Here is a 16,804-nt window from a genome sequence, read left to right as displayed (position 1 = left end):
CGCTCATGGCCAAGTCGGCGCGATCCACTGATTCGGGCAAGACTTCAGAGACTCCCGCCGCCGAGGCGGAGGCTGCGGGAGTCGCGGCGCTCAGCTATGAGCAGGCGCTAGGCGAACTGGAGTCGCTGATCCAGCAGGTCGAAGAGGGGACGCTTTCACTGGAAGATGGCATCCGCTCCCACCGTCGAGCGGTTCTTCTCCTGCGCCACTGCGAGCGCATTCTCGATGCCGCGCAGACCCAGGTCGACCAGGTGGCAGGTCGTGATCTTCCCGCCGCACCGGATGAGCCGGTGTGACCCTCGACCACCTTCGGGCGCCCCATGTTCGATGACCCATGGTCGACGCTCCTGTCGCTCGTCCCCGCGCTGGTGTCGGGGGCGTTCGTCTTCGCCTTCGGCGCCTGCGTCGGGAGTTTCATCAATGTCGTGGTGTATCGCCTTCCGCGGGGGATGAGCCTGCGCTCGCCGCCGAGTCGCTGTCCGGTCTGCGGTCGTCGACTCGCATGGCATGAGAATCTCCCGATCCTCGGCTGGCTTCTCGCGCGCGGCCGCTGCTGGAGCTGCGGGACTCGCGTCGGCGTGCACTATCCGCTGGTCGAGCTGCTGGTCGCGCTTCTCTTTGGGGCGCTCTATCTGCTTCTCTTCGAGGTGCGTTTCGGAAGCGGCGCCGGACTCATGACGAACCCCTGGTGGGTGGACATGGGCCCACTCCGCGCGGCGCCTGCGTTCGTCGCGCTTCTGGCGATCGTCGGCGGGCTTGTCGCCGCATCGCTCATTGATGCGAAGAGCTTCATCATTCCAAGTCAGATCACGACCTTCATGGCGGTCACCGGTTTCGCCGGGATCGCCGTACAAGCCTTCATGCCGGAGACGCCCCGCGCCGCAGCGAGTGGCTGGTGGGCGATTCCGCTCGCCGGATGGTTCGGCGCCTCGGTGGGGGTTGCCGGGCTCGCAGGCATCCTCGCGTCTTGCGCCCTCCTGCGTTTCGGGGGCATCGCGCGGAGCTTCGCCGACTACGAGGACTTCGTGAAGCCGGGCGAGACCTTCGCCGACTATCCCCATGCCCGACGCGAGATGGTGCGCGAACTCGTCTTCCTCGCCCCGTGCGTTGCGGGAATGACCGCGATCATCGTGTTTGAGCCGAGATTGCCGGACGGCTCGCCACCACTGTGGTTCGCGGCCGTCGGCGCTTCGGCGCTTGGGTTCATCGTGGGCGGCGGGGTCCTCTGGGCGATTCGAGTCCTCGGATCATTGGCCTTCGGGCGCGAGGCGATGGGCATGGGCGATGTGCACCTGATGGCGGCCGTGGGGGCGGCTCTCGGTTGGGTTGTTCCGACCGCGGCGCTCATCCCGGCGATCTTCGTGGCGCTCATCGTGACCTTCGGACTGCGGGGGGTGGCGCTCCTGCGAGGTCGATCGAGCCGGGAACTGCCGCTCGGTCCCTATCTCGCCATCGGGGTCCTGGCAATCCTGTTCGGACGGCCACTCTTCGTGGACCTCGGGCGGCTCATCATTCCGCAGGTCATCCCCAGCGAGATTCCCGGGGTCTTTACAAAGCCTGCCGGATCGGGTGGAATCCGCGGATTCCCGGCGGAGACCGGGTTCAGGTGGCCCGTCGGGGCCGCATCCCCGTCAGAGATTCGGAAAGGAGTCTGAACATGCGTCGACTGGCCATTGCCCTCCTGCCTTTCACCTTCGCGCTCTCCCTTCTTGGAGGCTGCGACAGCGCCCAGAAGGACGAGATCGCCCTCCTCAAGCAGGAGACGGACGACCTTCGGAAGCAACTTGCAGACCGAAACGCGGCTCTCGATTCCCTCGAGCGCGAGCGCCTTGCTGCTGTTGCGCGAGCCGATGCCGCGGAACGATCCGGTCCCTCTGCCACTCCGACCGCGCAGCCGCAGATGGGATTCAGCGAGAGCGGCTTCGAGGGCATCACCGGCGTCACCGCAACTCGGGTGGGCAACGAAGTGCATGTCTCCATCGAAGGCGATGTGCTCTTTGACAGCGGTCGAACCGAACTCAAGCCCGCGTCGCGGCGCTCGCTCGATCGTGTCGCCTCCGTCATTCGTGAGAAGTATCCCGGCCGCGACATTCGCGTGGTCGGCTTCACCGACACTGACCCGATTCGTCGAAGCGGCTTCAAGAGCAACTACCACCTCGGATTCGATCGCGCCTACACGGTCCGCGAGTATCTGGTGAGCAAGGGGCTCGATGGTCGCCGCATCTCACTCGCGAGCTTTGGGCCAGATCAGCCCCGCGCAACGAAGGCGCAGAGTCGGCGCGTCGAGATCATCGTCATCGGCGCGTGAGATTCTGGCGCGGTACGGCACGCCGCGTCTTCGTCAGAACTTGATGTCAAGGCCCTCCTGCTTCACCTTCTGAAGCAGGAGTTGTGCCTCGCGCAGCACGGCGGAGAGGCGCTGCGCCGCGTCGTTGAGGTTCTGATAGAGATCGGGATTGCTCATGAGGCGGCCCACGGTGCCCTGACCCTCGCGCGCCTGCACGATGAGCCGGTCAATCTCCCTCAAGGACACCGAGAGCTGATCGCTCGCGCGCGTGAGGCTCGCCAGAAGCTTCGGGGCGTCGACCTCGACGCCATCGGCAATCCGGGCGATCGCGGCCGTCGCCTGGCGTGCATTGAAGAGCGTGCCGCGAATGTCCTCGCGCATCTGCTCATCGCCGAGCCAGAGGTCGGCCTTGGCCAGCGTCTCCTGAGCTTGCCCAGCGGCGCGACCGACGCCATCGAAGGCGTTGCCCGCTCGCTCCATGAGCGAACCGACCTCGTCGAACGACCCCTCGAGCCTGGCGATGGCGGAGGAGGCATTGACCGCCGCGTTCTTCACCTGGTCGAGAATGTCCCCGAGCGATTCGAAGCGACCGAGGATCACCGACGGCGCGGTGCGGCTTGCCATGCGCACCTCGCCCTCGAATGTCGAGGGGACCTGGAGATCAAGCCTCTGGCCGCCGCCGAGCAGCGAGATGGCGACGGCGGGGCGGGCATCGAGGGGAACATCGAAGCGCTCGTCGATCAGGGCGAGGATGCGCACCGGGTGCTCGCGGTCATTGAGATCCAGCGAGACATCCTGCACGGTTCCGACGACGACCCCATTGACGGTGACCTGGCTGCCGACGCGCAGGCCGGCGCTTGTGTTCGCTCGGACCACGAGTGGATAGCGCGTCTGCCAGAGCGACGCAAGCTCACCGAAGAGCAGCAGCAGCGCCGCGAATCCGACGAGGGCCACGATGGATGTCAGTCCGACAATGAAGTCCCGAAGGCGTGCGTTCATGGGAGTGGTGGCTCAGAGCGAGGCTGGGGTGCTTCGCGTGGGGGGCGGTCGCAACACCGGATCATGGCCGTTCCTGCGGATTTCCGCCAGCTCCTCCGGAAGTGCTTCGCCCGCGAGGAATCGACGGATCATCTCGTCGGTGGACTCGCGGAAGAGCTCCGGAACGCCCTGGAGCCGCACCTTGCCCTCGTGAATCATCACCATCCGATCGGCCAGCTTGAAGGCACTGTGAAGATCATGGGTGACCACGATGCCGGTGATCGAGAGCTCATCCCGAAGCTTCAGGACCAGTTCATTGATGACATCGGCGCGGATCGGGTCGAGTCCGGTGGTCGGCTCGTCGTAGAGGACCACCGCGGGTTCGAGGACAATCGCCCGCGCGAGCGCGATGCGCTTCCGCTGGCCGCCGGAGAGATCGGCGGGCATCTGCTTCGCCTTCTCGGGCAATCCCACCATGCGAAGGACACGCTCGACGCGGCCGGCGATCTCGTCGCCGTCGCGCATGCCCTGCTCGCGGAGCGGGAAGGCGACATTTTCAAAGACCGTCAGCGAGTCAAAGAGAGCGCTCTGCTGGAAGAGAAACCCGATGCGACGGCGGATCGGTCCAAGCGCCGTCTCGGAGAGCCTGTCGATGCGAGTCGCTTCAAACCAGACTTCGCCGCGCGTCGGGCGCTCGATGACGACGAGGTGCTTGAGCAGCACGCTCTTGCCGCAGCCCGATGGACCGAGGACAACGGTCGTCTGACCTCGAGGAAAGTCGACAGAGATCCCCGTGAGAACCTGGAGTCTGCCGAAGGACTTGTGCAGGTCCACCACCCGCATCTGGGGCGGCGCGGGCATGGTGAGGTCCGGCTCCTTCGGCATCCGTCTATGATCCGGCCGGAGGAGCCCGGCGTGCAAGTCGATCGAGTGCTCGACTGCGAAATCTTCAGCATTGATCGACTGCGCGTGAACCTCGAAGGGGGTCGGGAGATCACGCGCCACATCGTGCGCCATCCGGGAGCGGTCGTCGTCGTTCCACAACTTGACGATGGTCGCCTGGTCATGATCCGAAATCTTCGAGTGTCCGTCGGCAGTTGGCTGCGCGAGTTCTGCGCCGGAAAGCTCGAGCGGGGCGAGGACCCCGCTCTCGCCGCAGCGCGCGAACTCGAGGAGGAAACGGGCTACTCCGCCTCCGAGATCCGACCGCTTGGCACCTTCTACACATCGCCGGGCTTCGCCGATGAACTCATGCACGCCTTTGTCGCTCGGGGGCTCTCGCCTGGTGAGCGGCGCCTCGAGGTGGGCGAGCGGATCGAAGTTGATCTGGTCCCGGCGACCGAGGTCGAAGACATGCTCCGGGATGGCCGGATCTGCGATGGCAAGACCATTGCCGCGTTCGCCCTCTGGAGATTGGCGGCGCCGTGAAGGGGAGCGATGGCTGGGGCGAGGGTCGCGGCGATCGGGGAGGACTCATGGGCGATTGGCGCAGCGCGCATCCTCGCTTCGATGATCCGCTGAGCTGGTCGCTGCCGATCGGCCATGCGGGCGGCGTGACGGTCAGGGTGCATGCGCTCTTCCTCGTGGTCATCGTGATCGCCCTGCTCAAGAGCGTGCTCGCCGATCCCGGCGAAGGCGCGGCGACCCCATTCGATCTGCCGCGCATGCTGGTCGCGCTCGGCGCGCTCTTTCTGCTGGTTCTCGCGCATGAGACGGGGCATGTCGTCGCCTGTCGGACCTCGGGCGGTGATGCAGATGAGATCCTGATCTGGCCGCTTGGCGGTCTCGCGTGGTGTTCACCGCCGCCGCGCTGGACGGCGGAACTCTGGACGGCCCTCGGCGGCCCGCTTGTCAATCTGGCCATCTGGTGCATCACGGCGACGCTGCTCGGGCTCATGGCCGGCTGGCGCACCTCGCTCCTCCTTCCCAATCCGTTCTCACCTGCGGCCTTCGTCACTCTTTCGGGGCGCGATCTCGAGGCGCTCTTCATCGTTCACTGGGTCAACTGGATCCTGCTGCTCATCAACCTGCTGCCGATGATTCCGCTCGACGGGGGGCAGGCGCTTCGGGCGATGCTCTCGCGCCGCATGGAGGCGGTGGAAGCAGCGCGAACCGCGGCGCGCGTCGGGTTCATCATGGCGATCGTGGTGATGGTGGCGGCGATCGTCATCGGGAGCTGGGTTCTGGGTGCGGTTGCCTTCGTGGGCGGCCTGACCTGCTTCATCTCGATGCGCCGGATCGAGTTCACCGATGCGATGGATGAAGGTCTCGAGGATCCGCGATCGCTCGCCGAGCGGCAGCGCGCCGAGCGGATGGCCCGACGACGCGCGGCGCTTGAGGCGCGTCGTCGCGACGCGCTCGAACAGGAGGATCGAAAGCTCGATGAGATTCTCGCCAAGATCGGTCGGGAGGGACGCGCCGCACTGACCTGGTCCGAGCGTCGCTTCCTCAAGCGGGCCACGAAGCGACGGCGTGGCCAGTAGAGTGAGTCATCCATGGGACTTGCCGACCGCTCGTACATGACCGACCGCCCGGCACGGGGCCGTGGCCCGAGCTTCTCACCCGGCGCCGTCGGGGGATTTCCACGGTTCTCGGTGAACACATGGCTGATCATTCTCTGCGCCGCGGTCTTCATCCTCGACCCATTCCTGCCCGCGCGCTGGGTCTTTCAGGGAGTTGAGTGGCCGCGGGGCATGATGTTCGCCGACTCCCGTGAGGAGCATGAGCGCTTCAAGACCCTGACCGCAGCGCCCGATGGCATCAAGCCGGTGACGCAGGGACCGGTCGTTCCCGGATCGGTGGGAGTTCGGTTGCTGCTCGATGCCGCCGGTCGCCCCGTGGCTCGCGAGGTCTATCGCGCCGAGCCGTTCTTCTATTCATGGCTCTACTTCTCCACGAGCTCGGCGGTGGTGCATCGCGCACCCGACGGCTCGCTCCGTGGCTTCGAGTTCTGGCGCTTCATCGGCTTTCAGTTCCTTCACGGGGGAATCTGGCACATCGCGTTCAACATGATCGGTCTCTGGTTCTTCGGACCCATTGTGGAACGCACGCTCGGCGGCAAGCGCTATCTCGCGTTTTATCTCCTCTGCGGTATCGCGGGAGCGCTCATGTACCTGCTCCTGAATGGTGTGGGGACGCAGGCGGTGATCATGTTCGGGCCGCAGGCGATGAAGTGGGCGCCCTTCCTGCTCTTCAATGATCCCGAGACGCCCTTGGTCGGAGCCAGTGCCGGTGTCTTCGGCGTGCTCATGGCCGGCGCGTACCTCGTGCCCCACGCTCGCGTCTATGTCTGGGGCATCCTGCCGATGCGAATGGACACGCTGGCGTATGTCCTCGTGGGTGTGGCGCTCTTCACCGTGATCATGCAGGGCAACAACGCCGGAGGGGAGGCCGCGCACATCGGAGGCGCGATCGCCGGGTGGTACTTCATCAGGAACCCGAATCACCTCCACGGCTTCTTTGACTTTCTCGGCCGCGCCGATCCCACGAGCCGCTCGCGTCGCGCGAGGTCCGGCGGCGCGGCACCCCGCCCCTCGCCGCGGGACCTGGCACCGGATCGTGCCGAAGTCGATCGCATTCTCGAGAAGGTGAGCCGCGAGGGGCTCCAATCGCTCTCCCGCGCCGAGCAGGAGGCGCTTCGAAGGGCCAGCAGGTCGTCGCGCAACTGAGCATGGCCATTCGCTTTGACATTCTCGCTCGCGCTCGAGGCGTCCAGGCGCGCCTCGGACGAGTGACGACGCCGCATGGCGCGTTCGAGACACCGGCGTTCATGCCGGTGGCTACCGCCGCGGCAATGAAGGGATTGACGCCATCGCAGGTGCGCTCAAGCGGCGCGCAGTGCATCCTGAACAACGCGTTTCATCTCATGCTGCGTCCGGGGAGCGAGCGTGTGCGCCGCTTCGGGGGCGTGCATGCCTTCATGCGCTGGGATGGTCCGATCCTGACCGACTCCGGCGGTTTCCAGGCCTTCTCGATGAGCGCCTCCAATCAGATCAACGAGGATGGCGTGACCTTCCGAAGTTTCATCGATGGGTCGCGCGTGCACATGGGGCCCGAGTCATCGATGGCGGTGCAGAACGATCTCGGCGCGGACATCATCATGGCCTTCGACGACTGCCCGCCGGCGCATGGGGGCGAGGAAGATGCGGACAGTGACCGGGGTGATGGTGGTCAGCGAGACGACGACTCCCGAAGCGCACGATCCGAGTCTGGCGAGCGCCCCGCCGCGCCCGCGCGGCGTGCGAGCGCGCCATCGACACTCCGAGCCTCGCGCGTGGCGCGACCGCAGGATCTTGCGGCGCGGCGTCGTGAGGCGGTCGACCGCAGCGCGCGCTGGCTCAAGAGGTGCGTTGCCGCGCACCGTGCACCGGAGCGCCAAGCGCTCTTCGGCATCGTGCAGGGCGGCACTGATCTTGACCTTCGTCGTCAGTCGGCCGAACTGACCTGCGCGATCGAGCTGCCCGGCTATGCGATCGGCGGAGTGGCGGTCGGCGAGACGCCCGAAGAGATCGAGCGCGTCGTCCGCTTCACGGCGCCGCTCCTGCCCGAAGACAAGCCGCGCTACCTGATGGGGGTCGGCTATGAGCGCGACATTGTGGCGGCCGTTGAGGCGGGAGTCGACATGTTCGACTGCGTCCTGCCGACACGGAGCGGGCGGAATGCGCTCGTCTTCACCCGCCAGGGTCCGCTTCGCCTGCGCAATGCGTGCTTTGCGGACGATCCCGAGCCGCTTGATGCCTCGTGCGATTGCGAGGTGTGTGCCGGCGGCTTCGGTCGCGGATACCTGAGACATCTCTTTCAGGCGGGCGAGATGCTGGGGCCGATCCTGGCAAGCCTCCATAACCTCCGGCACTTCCAATGCCTGCTGCTGGACATCCGGCGGGCGATCCGGGATGATGCGTGGTCCTCAATCAGGGGGGCGTGGCCCTGCCTGTCGCCGACCCCGCCAGCGAAGTGAAGGAATGACCATGTTCGATCTCAGCCCCTCGGCCTGGACCCTTGCGCTCCAGGGAACGCCCCTCGATCAGGCCGTCAACGCCACCAGCGCCCGCGGCCAGGGTGGCGGAACTGCTGTCGACAATTCGGCGGCGAACCCACCCGCCGGGGCCGCGACGCAGCGGGGGATGGACCCCTTCATCTTCATCGTGCTCGCGATGGTGGCGGTCCTCTTCATGATGACCATCTTCACCGGGAGACGCCAGCGCAAGCAGCGAGAGGCGATGCTCAGCGCCCTCCGCAAGCACGACCGGGTGGTGACCTCGGGCGGCATCATCGGGTCCGTCGTCGAGATCAAGCCGCGCACGGTGGTCCTGAAGGTCGACGAGAGCTCCAACACGCGGATCACCTTCTCCCGTGACGCCATTCAATCGGTGCTGGAAGAGGCCCCGGAGAGCAGCGAAGAGGCGAAGACCTGATCTCCCTGACTGCACACGCGGAGATGCGTCCCCCGGCCTCAGGGTTGGGGCACGATCGCACCTCGACGCCCTGAACGAACGAATCACCCATGAAACGACCTGGCATTCACCTTCTCATCATCGCGCTGCTTGCGGCAGGCTTTGTCTATCTCCTCGTGCCACCGAAGGAGTCCCTCCGCCTTGGTCGCGATCTTCGCGGCGGCGTCAGCCTGATTTACTCGGTCGAGATTCCACCAGGGTCGGACAACTCCGCGGTGGTGACCGATGTCATCAATGTCCTGAAGGATCGTGCGAACCCGCAGGGCGTCTTCGATATCTCCTTCCTGCCGCAGGGCTTCAACCGCTTCGAAGTGGTCATGCCGCTGCCGAGCCCCGAGGTGCAGGCGCTCCAGCTCACCTTCCGCTCAGCGCTTGAGAATCTCGTCTCTTCGTCGCGCGTGGATGATGACGAGCTCGTTGCGGCGGCCAAGGCGGGCACCGCCGTCACGAGATTCGGCGGCGCCGACGAGGGACGCCGGGCGCAGCTCGCGGCGCTTGAACGAGCTGCGGCGCGGGCCATGGAGGCTCGTCAGGCGTTGGAGTCGGCGGCACTGGCCGGCGACGATGCTGCGCTTCGGGCAGCGACAGCGTCGCTCGCAGAGGCGGAAGTGGCGCTCGAACAGGGGGCGGACATGCTGGCGAGCGCGGGGATTTCGGAGCGCCGCCTGATCCGCGCACTCGCCCTCTCACCAAGGCCGAGGGCGGTCCTCGACCCTGTCACGGGCAAGCCTCGCATGGACGACCGCAACAGGGTGGTCATGGGCCCGAGTGAGCGCGATGAAGAGATCGCGATCATCCGGGAGCAGATTCCGTGGCTCGCACCGGAACTTGACCGCGTGCTCGAAACCTGGGCCGCCTTCGAAGCGCGGCGAACGGGCTTGGACGGTCCGGAGGACCTGAAGCGGCTCTTCCGTGGCGCCGGTGTGCTCGAGTTCTTCATCGCGGTTGATGCCGCCAACCCCGAGGGTGTGAACCCCGTCGAGTTGCGTCAGCAGCTCGCCGAGCGAGGCCCCGAGGCGACCGACTCGCCCGTCGCCCGATGGTTCAAGGTGCAGGACCTGAAGCAGTGGGCGGACACTCCGGCGCTCCTCGCGGAAGCGCGGGCGGATCCGGTGAGCTACTTCCAGCAGCGGCGTCAACTCGTCGCGGGTGTGTTCGAGGGCGAGCCCTACCTGCTGCTCTACACCACCGACGGGAAGAGCATCACCCATGACCCGGGGCGAAGCTGGGCGATGGTGGGCGCAAGGCCTGATGTCGATGACCTGGGTCGCCCGGCGGTGAGCTTCCGTCTCGACACCGCCGGCGGAGCGCTGATGGGCGTGCTGACAGCCAACAATCTTCAGAAGCCGATGGCGGTCGTCCTTGACCGGCAGGTCTACACCGCGGCGAACATCAACGGCGTCATCCGCGATCGGGGTGTGATCTACGGCAACTTCAGTCGCGACGACATCAACTACCTCACGCGCGTGCTTCAGGCCGGTGCGCTCGCAGGACAGCTCTCGCCTGAACCGATCTCGGTGAATGTCCTCGGACCTTCGCTCGGAGCTGACAATCTCGTTCGCGGCCTCAGTGCCGTGCTCTTCTCCGTGGTGGCCGTGGCCATCCTGATGCTCTGCTACTACATGGTGGCGGGCATCATCGCGAACATCGCGCTGGCCTTCATCATCCTGAGCATTTTCGGGATGATGGCCTTCATCGACTCGACCTTCACGATGCCGGGACTCGCGGGTATCGCGCTGGCGATCGGCATGGCGGTCGACGCCAATGTGCTCATCTTCGAGCGCATGCGCGAGGAGATCGTGAACAACAAGGAACCCTTGAAGAAGGCGGCGCGACTCGGCTTCGCACGGGCCTTGAGCGCGATTCTCGACGGCAATGTGACGAACATCATGGTCTGCATCGTGCTCATCTACTTCGCGGGCGCCGAGGTCAAGGGCTTCGGTGTCACGATGATGATCGGCGCCTTTGCGACGGTGCTCGGCGGTGTCTGGCTCTCCCGAGTGCTGATGGTCATCTACACCGACTGGATCGGCGCGAAGAAGCTGCCGATGGTGACCACTGTCTTCCCGGCGGTGAATCGCTTCCTCGTCCCGAGCATCGACTGGATCCGACTGCGGCCGATGCTCTTCGGCACGACCATCACGCTGGCGATCATCGGTATCGGCCTCGTGGCCTCGCGCGGCTCCTACATGCTCGACACGGAGTTCCGCGGTGGTGTCGCCATGACGATGACCACGAAGCGCGTCGAGACGCGGCCGTATCAGGCCCGAGCGGGTGATACGCCGGCCTCGATCGCCGCGCAAATCACCGGCGTGCCCCCCGAGGCAATCGTCGCGCTCAACCCGGGTGTCGACTTCGCGGCCTTGCAGCCGGGAACGGAGCTTCGGATTCCGACCGGACCAAGTTCGTCCGACGGACGCATTCTCATCTCGCGGCAGGAGGTCGAGCGGCGCTTGCAGGAGATCGGCCGATCGGGGCCTTCGGAGAGCGTGGCCGGGCAGTTCCGCACGGCAGGCGTGCTGACCCTGGGCGAGATGACTTCCGACTTCCAGGCAAGCAGCTTCCAGGTCAAGATCGGCAATCCGCCGGGGGCCGTGGATGAGAGTGCCCTCACCGATGATGCGGTCCGTGCGCTCACCGGCGCATTTGCGGCCGAGCTCGACGCCCAGCTCTCTCGCTCCTTCCGAGGTTCGGAGGGCGGCCACACGGCTCACACCCGACCGATTCAGCAGCGCTCCCTTGGTGAAGTGGTGGGGCGCCCCGAGCTCACTGATCCGATCGGTCGCTTCCGGGGCGGTGTGGCCATCACGCTCGAGGCCATCGACCCACCGATCACGCTCGATGAAGCGCGAGGTCGCTTGAGCCGCATGCGCACGCAGCCGGACTTCAGCGATGCGGCGGGGCGCGAAGTACGGATCGTCGGCCTCGATCTTGCGAATGCCGAGGTCCCGGAGCGCGGCTACACCTCGATTGCGATTCTCGTCAGTGATCCGCTCGTCAACCTGCCGAAGGTTCCCTTCGAGACATGGGACGCGCAACTTGCGCAGCGAGAGTGGGCGCTCGTGACGCAGGCGCTCGCAACGGAGACCTCGCTCGATCAGGTTGCGAGCTTCTCGCCCACGGTGGCCCAGTCCCTTCTCGCCAACGCGGTCATCGCCGTCTGCCTGAGCCTCATCCTGATGCTCGGGTACATCTGGGTGCGCTTCGGTTCGCTTCGCTATTCGCTTGGTGTGATCCTGGCGCTGAGCTTCAATCTCTGCGTCTGTCTCGGCTTCCTCGCCGGCAGCGAGTGGTTGGCCATGACCAACTTCGGCGCCTCGATCGGCGTGCAGGACTTCCGCATCGACCTCAATGTCATCGCCGGCCTGCTGGCGATCACGGGCTACAACATCAATGACAGCATTGTCATTCTCGACCGAGTCCGTGAGCGACGAGGGCGAATGGCGCTGGCCACGCGGCAGGTGGTGAACGACGCCATCAACCAGACTTTCAGCCGAACCCTGCTGACCAGCGGAACCACGATCATGTCCGCAGTCATCCTGGTGGTGCTGGGTGGCGACGCGATTCGTCCGTTCAGCATGACCCTGCTGGTGGGGCTGATTGCAGGCACCTTCAGTTCAATCGCGATTGCCGCACCGCTGGTGTATTCTGGTCAGCGTGCCGAGGAGGAGGCGGGCCTGGCAGAACACCCGTCGGACAAGTCGGCACTCGCTCGTCCGATCTGACGCAATGAGACCCTCACGGAGGAGGTCGTCATGAACAACGGAGCCAAGCTGCTCGTCGCGCTCGTCCTGGTCTTCGCAGGCGCCGGTCTTTACATGGCGTTCTTTCCGCCGGGAGGTTCGAAGCCGGCGACGAGCTCGCCGGACCCTGAGCCTCGCACGACACCGTCGGCGCCTCCATCGCCCGGTCGACTTCCTGCGAATGAGCGGCCCGGTGGGTGGCGCGACGAAGCGCCATCTCGTCCTGTTGCACAGCCACCCGTTCGCACGCCGACTCCTGACCCCGTGACTCCGCGACCGGAGCGGAATGGCACTTCGGTCGGTGAATCCGGCGCATCGGCACCGTCACCCGTCGCACCGGTCCGTCCAACGCCGGACCCCGCGCCCGTGAACGCGGGCGAGGGCGCCGCAGACGCGCCATCGTCTGACACTCCGGTCACTCCCGCGCCGACGCCGGTCGCCCCCGCGCCCGTCACACCTGCACCGGTGACTCCGGCCCCTGTCGTTCCGGCACCGCCGCGACCCGCCCCGGCACCGAGCGGCGCGCGCGAGTACATCATCATTGAAGGTGACACCTTCACCTCGATCGCCGAGGAGTACTTCGGAGATCGTCGCAAGGTGGTCCTGATTGTCGAAGCGAATCCTGGAGTTGATCCGAACCGCCTCGCAGTCGGGCAGCGCATCCGACTTCCGGCGCAGGACACTCCGCTGCCGGCGTCCGCTACAACACCGGCGGCGGGCTCGGGATCGGGAACCGCAGGTGGATCGACCGGAGGCGCCGCAAGTGGCGGCGCTCCGCCGGCCGATCAGGCTCCGACGGCCACGGCGGCGGGGCGCCACATTGTGAAGCGCGGCGAGACGCTCGCGGCCATTGCCGAGCGCTACTACGGCACGAAGGCCGAGAGCGCCTGGCGAAGGATCTTCGAGGCGAATCGCTCGACGATCGGTGACGATCCGTCGCGCCTTCGCGTCGGCGACTCTCTCGTGATTCCGGCTCGCGGCACGAACTGAGCCATCGCAGCGTCTGCTGTGATCTCGCGCTCGTGACGGGCTGCAGCCCGGAGGTTCACACCGTCCGGGGAGTGACTCCCGCCGCGATGCGACATGCGCGTTCGAGATGCTCGAGGCGAAGCGAACCGATGACCACGGTCGTCACCTCGGGTCGCGCCAGAATGAAGGGAATGGCCTCTTCGGGTGCCAGCCGCCCTTGCGCGAGTGGTTTCTTCACGAGCACCGCCTTGCCGAGCCGGCCCGCCATCTCGATCACGGGAAGCTGCGAGGTCGACGCAGGGTTGTACTCGACCATCACCGCGTTGATCCTCGGATCGTTGAGCGCGGCGAGCCCTCCCTCGACGCGCTTTCCGCTGAAGCCCACCGCACGGAGCAGACCCTGGCGCCGCAGCCGATCGAGCGTGGCGACGGCGGTGCCTTCGCCGAGAATGTGCAGGTCATTGCCATCGGAGTGGATGAAGACGAGGTCGAGCGACGGCCGTCGCAGCCGCACCAGGCTGCGACAGACGCTCGCTTCAATCGCCGCCTCGGAATAGTTGAAGATGGAACCTGTCGGACCTAGCTCTTCTCCAGCCTTGGTCGAGATGACGACGCCGCTGTGCCGCGACGCCAGCGCCGCACCGACCCGCGCTTCGCTGAGACCGTAGGCAGGCGCGGTGTCGATCAGATCGATGCCGAAATCGATCGCTCCGTGAATGAGTGAAGTGCTTTCGGCGTCGGAGGGCAGGGGATCATCGGTGGCGTACTTGCCCGGGTCGCGCCGCCCGATCTTGAACGCGCCGAGCGAGATGACTCCGACCTCGCGCTCGAGAGTGGGAAAGGGGCGTGTCGGCAGTTGGACTCGGCTCACTGGATGACGCTCCACTCGAGGGCATCATGCCATGGCGCGGGGGCGCATGGGGGAGGCTCAAGGTCGAGAGGCTCCATCAAGGCCCGGCTCGCGGCCCCCGTGGATCGTTGAGCCGTGGTTCGGATGTGGTCGAGTGCGAGCTCCGCGGCCCGCGGGGCCAGTGCCAGCTTCGTCGGCCAGAGCGAGAGCGTGCGCCCCTCGGAGCGGGCACAGGCATCATCGGGGCGCCGCTGGCCATGGCTCGGCTCCGCTCGATCGACCCGATAGCTCGTGATCTCAGCCCCATCAATCGCCGCGTCGGGAAGGATCGACCGGAGCTCCGCGATCGCGTGCCGGCACTGCGCGGGCCTCTCGCGTTCGACGCCCTCCTCGGCGAGTTGGCCGCCCAGGTGCCAGATGGTCCGACCCTCGTCATCACGCGCACTGGTGATGGTCACGCGCGTACGGTCCCCCTGGACGCAGTGACCATCGAGCCAAGGAAGCTCCCGTGAACGCAGAAGCACCTGATGCAGCGGACGACGCTGTGTTGCATTCGGCGTGAGATGAAATCGAGCGCGAAGCTGTTCGTTCCCGACACCGGCGGCGAGAATCACGCAGCGCGGCCTGAGTTCAATGGCGAGCGGGCCTCGCGCTCCATGCAGGCTGACCCGAAGCCGAGGTTCCGGTGAAGTCGAGTCGATCTCGAGGCTCTCCTCGTCGTATCGGGCGATGAAGCCGCGGTGCGCCTCGGCGATGGCGGCGAGCACCGATGAGGGATCGAAGATCGGCTCCGGAAGTCGAAGCACGCGGCCGCGCACACGGCGCAGTGGTTCAGGGCGCTCTTCGAGCGACGAGGCCTCGGGACGCGTCCGAAGCGCCACCGACGCACCGAGCATGCCGAGCCGCCCGGCGAGGCCATCACTCGCCCATAGCCAGCCATGTCCGCTGCGCAGCGTGGCGGTCGCCAGCGATGGGCTCTCCTCGCCCCGGTACATTCGGAGCCAGCGCTCCGGCATGCCTGCAATGGCTCGCGAGTCGGCACCGACGATGCCGCCAAGGGCGTACTTCGTTCCGCCATGAATGATGCCCTGAGCGCAGCGCGTCTGTCCGGCACCGAGGGCGCTCCGCTCGAGAAGCAGGGTTGAGATTCCCTCGCTTCGAAGGGCTGCGAGCGTAAAGAGCCCGGCGGCGCCGCCGCCGAAGATGAGACACTCGCACGCAGGATCAGCCGTGGTCATGCGTTGGTGAGCGCGATGGTACCCTTGTCGATTCGCGCCGGGGCGGGCCCGATGCGATGACGCGATTCCGTCGCTGCTTGATCGAGCTGTTGATCGACTCTGCCGATGAACGCCCGAGTGCCTTCCGCCTTCCGATTCCCCTTGGTCTCTCCCGAACCCCGAGAACCAGACGACTCCCGCAGCCCTGGTGAGTCGATCGCCTCTTCACTGGAGCGTGTTGCATGCGTCGTGCGGTCCTGATTCCTGGAGATGGGATTGGTCCCGAAGTCAGCCGAGCTGTCGTCCGCATCCTCGATGCGGCGGGCGCGGACATCGAGTGGATCGAGCGGCACGCGGGGCTTGGAGCCATCGAGCGCGGGGCAACCGAAACGCTGCCGGCTGACACGGTCGAGGCGATCAGGTCGTGTGGTGTGGCGCTCAAGGGGCCCTGCACCACCCCGGTCGGCGCGGGATTCTCGAGCGTGAATGTCGCGCTTCGAAAGACGCTCAACCTCTACGCCGCGGTGCGTCCCGTGCGCTCCCTCGAGGGCGTGAAGACTCGATATGAAGGTGTCGACCTTGTCATTGTTCGTGAGAACACCGAGGGGCTTTATGCGGGCATCGAGAACGAGGTCACGAAGGGGGTCGTCACCAGCCTGAAGGTGGCGACCGACGCGGCGTGCCGGCGCATTGCTGAGTTCGCCTTCACCTATGCCATTGCACGGGGGCGCCGCAAGATCAGCGTCTTCCACAAGGCGAACATCATGAAGCTGACCGATGGACTCTTCATCCGCTGCGCCCGCGAGGTGCGCGAGGCGAAGTTCCCGCAGGTTGAGTACGAGGAGTTGATCATCGACGCCGCCTGCATGCGCCTGGTGCAGGATCCCGCGCGCTTCGATGTCATCCTGATGGAGAACCTCTACGGCGATGTGGTCAGCGATCTCTGCGCTGGTCTCGTCGGTGGTCTTGGCGTCGCACCGGGGGCCAACTATGGCGAGGGCGATGCGGTCTTCGAGGCCGTCCATGGCAGCGCCCCGGATATCGCCGGCAAGGGGGTGGCCAATCCGCTCTCGCTCCTGATGAGCTCCGTCATGCTGCTCAACCACCTCGCGGCCACGCGCGGTGACACGGCGGCGGGTGAGATCGCGACGCGCATTCGAAACGCATACAACCGCGCCCTCGTCGATGGCGCCCGAACGCGCGATCTCGGCGGATCGCTTGGCACCGAGGCCTTCGCCGACGCGATCATCGCGCGACTTTGACGGGCATTGACGGCTGACTGATCGGCGCGTGCGCGTCGCAGCACG

15 protein-coding genes are annotated in these 16,804 nt (G+C 66.2%); 11 read left to right on the top strand and 4 right to left on the bottom strand.

The features are described from left to right. Positions 1-5: 5 nt before the first annotated feature. From xseB to KF724_05490, 3 genes are read left to right on the top strand one after another with little or no spacing between them, the layout of a single operon-like run. Positions 6-296 carry an exodeoxyribonuclease VII small subunit gene (xseB, locus tag KF724_05500; protein ID MBX3355136.1) on the top strand — a complete coding sequence of 97 codons (291 nt, stop codon included), beginning with the start codon at positions 6-8 and terminating at the stop codon, positions 294-296. 24 nt (positions 297-320) lie between these two features. Beyond that, a complete protein-coding gene (locus tag KF724_05495; GenBank protein MBX3355135.1) occupies positions 321-1,655 on the top strand; it encodes a prepilin peptidase in 1,335 nt (444 codons plus the stop codon). A 2-nt stretch (positions 1,656-1,657) separates the two neighbouring features. After that, a complete protein-coding gene (locus tag KF724_05490; protein ID MBX3355134.1) occupies positions 1,658-2,308 on the top strand; it encodes an OmpA family protein in 651 nt (216 codons plus the stop codon). Positions 2,309-2,341: 33 nt separating this feature from the next. On the opposite strand, the gene KF724_05485 is transcribed toward KF724_05490, so the two are convergent. Beyond that, positions 2,342-3,286, bottom strand: a complete 945-nt coding sequence (locus KF724_05485; protein MBX3355133.1) for an MCE family protein — start codon at positions 3,284-3,286, stop codon at positions 2,342-2,344. Positions 3,287-3,298: 12 nt separating this feature from the next. Beyond that, entirely contained in the window at positions 3,299-4,126 is an 828-nt protein-coding gene (locus KF724_05480) for an ABC transporter ATP-binding protein (GenBank protein MBX3355132.1), read from the bottom strand. Positions 4,127-4,180: 54 nt separating this feature from the next. Here KF724_05480 and KF724_05475 point away from each other — a divergent pair, with 54 nt between their 5' ends. The 7 genes from KF724_05475 (at position 4,181) to KF724_05445 (ending at position 13,451) form a co-directional block, all read left to right on the top strand. Further along, a complete protein-coding gene (locus KF724_05475) occupies positions 4,181-4,693 on the top strand; it encodes an NUDIX hydrolase (GenBank protein MBX3355131.1) in 513 nt (170 codons plus the stop codon). Beyond that, a complete protein-coding gene (locus KF724_05470; GenBank protein ID MBX3355130.1) occupies positions 4,690-5,748 on the top strand; it encodes a site-2 protease family protein in 1,059 nt (352 codons plus the stop codon). Before KF724_05475 ends, KF724_05470 begins: the two co-directional genes overlap by 4 nt. Positions 5,749-5,760: 12 nt before the next feature. Continuing rightward, on the top strand, positions 5,761-6,933 hold the full coding sequence (locus tag KF724_05465) for a rhomboid family intramembrane serine protease (protein ID MBX3355129.1): 1,173 nt from the start codon (positions 5,761-5,763) through the stop codon (positions 6,931-6,933). A gap of 2 nt (positions 6,934-6,935) precedes the next feature. Continuing rightward, positions 6,936-8,222, top strand: a complete 1,287-nt coding sequence (locus KF724_05460) for a queuine tRNA-ribosyltransferase (protein MBX3355128.1) — start codon at positions 6,936-6,938, stop codon at positions 8,220-8,222. Positions 8,223-8,232: 10 nt separating this feature from the next. Continuing rightward, positions 8,233-8,679: a preprotein translocase subunit YajC gene (gene yajC / locus KF724_05455; GenBank protein MBX3355127.1), complete on the top strand. Its 447-nt coding sequence runs from the start codon at positions 8,233-8,235 to the stop codon at positions 8,677-8,679. 89 nt (positions 8,680-8,768) lie between these two features. Continuing rightward, positions 8,769-12,443, top strand: a complete 3,675-nt coding sequence (secF, locus tag KF724_05450; GenBank protein MBX3355126.1) for a protein translocase subunit SecF — start codon at positions 8,769-8,771, stop codon at positions 12,441-12,443. 30 nt (positions 12,444-12,473) lie between these two features. Further along, on the top strand, positions 12,474-13,451 hold the full coding sequence (locus KF724_05445; protein ID MBX3355125.1) for a LysM peptidoglycan-binding domain-containing protein: 978 nt from the start codon (positions 12,474-12,476) through the stop codon (positions 13,449-13,451). A gap of 55 nt (positions 13,452-13,506) precedes the next feature. On the opposite strand, the gene KF724_05440 is transcribed toward KF724_05445, so the two are convergent. Beyond that, the gene (locus KF724_05440; GenBank protein ID MBX3355124.1) at positions 13,507-14,301 is read right to left on the bottom strand and encodes an aldo/keto reductase; all 795 of its coding nucleotides are present in this window, start codon (positions 14,299-14,301) and stop codon (positions 13,507-13,509) included. Then, positions 14,298-15,518: an FAD-dependent oxidoreductase gene (locus tag KF724_05435; protein ID MBX3355123.1), complete on the bottom strand. Its 1,221-nt coding sequence runs from the start codon at positions 15,516-15,518 to the stop codon at positions 14,298-14,300. Before KF724_05435 ends, KF724_05440 begins: the two co-directional genes overlap by 4 nt. Before the next feature lie 221 nt (positions 15,519-15,739). Here KF724_05435 and KF724_05430 point away from each other — a divergent pair, with 221 nt between their 5' ends. Beyond that, positions 15,740-16,759: an isocitrate/isopropylmalate dehydrogenase family protein gene (locus tag KF724_05430; GenBank protein ID MBX3355122.1), complete on the top strand. Its 1,020-nt coding sequence runs from the start codon at positions 15,740-15,742 to the stop codon at positions 16,757-16,759. Positions 16,760-16,804 lie beyond the last annotated feature (45 nt).

The organism is Phycisphaeraceae bacterium (assembly GCA_019636735.1).
Taxonomy (GTDB): Bacteria; Planctomycetota; Phycisphaerae; order Phycisphaerales; family SM1A02; genus VGXK01.
Note: the sequence above shows the minus strand (reverse complement) of the source record. Positions and strands in the feature narration are given on the sequence as shown.